This window comes from Rhodococcus sp. FG69 (genome assembly GCF_057808915.1).
Map to the genome: position 1 here is coordinate 1 of NZ_JBMDIX010000095.1, position 2,104 is coordinate 2,104.

The window sequence follows — 2,104 nt, forward strand, 5'->3', positions numbered from 1 at the left end:
GGGGTGTGCCAGGTGTGTGGGTGGGTAGGGGAGCGTCGTGCAGCCGTGGAAGCATCGGAGTGATCCAGGTGTGGAGGCTGCGCGAGTGAGAATGCAGGCATGAGTAGCGAAAGACGAGTGAGAAACTCGTCCGCCGAATGACCAAGGGTTCCTGGGCCAGGTTAATCCGCCCAGGGTGAGTCGGGACCTAAGACGAGGCCGACAGGCGTAGCCGATGGACAACGGGTTGATATTCCCGTACCCGTGTGAACGCGCCCATGGTGAATCAGTGATACTAACCACCCTGAATCCACGTTACCTTTTCTCTTTCGAGAGGATAGGGGTGTGGTGGATGCGTGGGACCTGATCTGGTAGTAGCCAAGCGATGGGGTGACGCAGGAAGGTAGCTGGGCCAGTCAGTGGTAGTACTGGTGTAAGCCTGTAGGGCGAACGGTAGGCAAATCCGCCGTTCATGATGCCTGAGAGGTGATGCGTAGCCGATTGAGGCGAATTCAGTGATCCTATGCTGCCGAGAAAAGCCTCTAGCGAGCTTTCACACGGCCCGTACCCCAAACCGACACAGGTGGTCAGGTAGAGAATACTAAGGCGATCGAGATAACTATGGTTAAGGAACTCGGCAAAATGCCCCCGTAACTTCGGGAGAAGGGGGACCTTGTTCGGTGATCACCTTTTCGGTGTGAGCTGGGTGAGGTCGCAGAGACCAGTGAGAAGCGACTGTTTACTAAAAACACAGGTCCGTGCGAAGTCGTAAGACGATGTATACGGACTGACGCCTGCCCGGTGCTGGAAGGTTAAGAGGACCGGTTAACTGCACTTGTGTGGTGAAGCTGAGAATTTAAGCCCCAGTAAACGGCGGTGGTAACTATAACCATCCTAAGGTAGCGAAATTCCTTGTCGGGTAAGTTCCGACCTGCACGAATGGCGTAACGACTTCTCAGCTGTCTCAACCATAGACTCGGCGAAATTGCAGTACGAGTAAAGATGCTCGTTACGCGCGGCAGGACGAAAAGACCCCGGGACCTTCACTATAGCTTGGTATTGGTGTTCGGTTCGGTTTGTGTAGGATAGGTGGGAGACTGTGAAGCGGTGACGCTAGTTACTGTGGAGTCGTTGTTGAAATACCACTCTGATCGTATTGGATACCTCAACCTCGGACCATGATCTGGTTCAGGGACAGTGCCTGGTGGGTAGTTTAACTGGGGCGGTTGCCTCCTAAAATGTAACGGAGGCGCCCAAAGGTTCCCTCAGCCTGGTTGGCAATCAGGTGTCGAGTGCAAGTGCACAAGGGAGCTTGACTGTGAGACTGACAAGTCGAGCAGGGACGAAAGTCGGGACTAGTGATCCGGCACCGGCATGTGGAAGCGGTGTCGCTCAACGGATAAAAGGTACCCCGGGGATAACAGGCTGATCTTCCCCAAGAGTCCATATCGACGGGATGGTTTGGCACCTCGATGTCGGCTCGTCGCATCCTGGGGCTGGAGTAGGTCCCAAGGGTTGGGCTGTTCGCCCATTAAAGCGGCACGCGAGCTGGGTTTAGAACGTCGTGAGACAGTTCGGTCTCTATCCGCCGCGCGCGTTAGAAACTTGAGGAAGGCTGTCCCTAGTACGAGAGGACCGGGACGGACGAACCTCTGGTGTGCCAGTTGTTCCACCAGGAGCACCGCTGGTTAGCTACGTTCGGAAGGGATAACCGCTGAAAGCATCTAAGCGGGAAGCCTGTTCCAAGATGAGGTTTCTCACCCCCACGAGGGGGTAAGGCCCCCGGCAGACCACCGGGTTGATAGGCCAGAACTGGAAGTCGGGTAACCGATGCAGGTGACTGGTACTAATAGGCCGAGGACTTACCATAAAACCAATGCAACGCGTCCACTGTGCAATATCTGAAACAACACACGAGTTGTTCAGTAACACAACCGAATACACGAATCCGCTACCCACACACGTGTGGGTGACAGGTTCGCTCGTGACACTGTTTCACAGAGTTACGGCGGCCATAGCGGAGGGGAAACGCCCGGTCCCATTCCGAACCCGGAAGCTAAGCCCTCCAGCGCCGATGGTACTGCACTCGACAGGGTGTGGGAGAGTAGGACACCGCCGAACACAA

The 2,104-nt window shown here is 55.5% G+C and carries 2 rRNA genes; both read left to right on the plus strand.

The window, feature by feature from the left end:
• Window positions 1–1,849, plus strand: a 23S ribosomal RNA gene (locus ACODSO_RS29105); the annotation flags it as partial.
• A 134-nt stretch (window positions 1,850–1,983) separates the two neighbouring features.
• Window positions 1,984–2,100 (plus strand): 5S ribosomal RNA (gene rrf / locus ACODSO_RS29110).
• Window positions 2,101–2,104 lie beyond the last annotated feature (4 nt).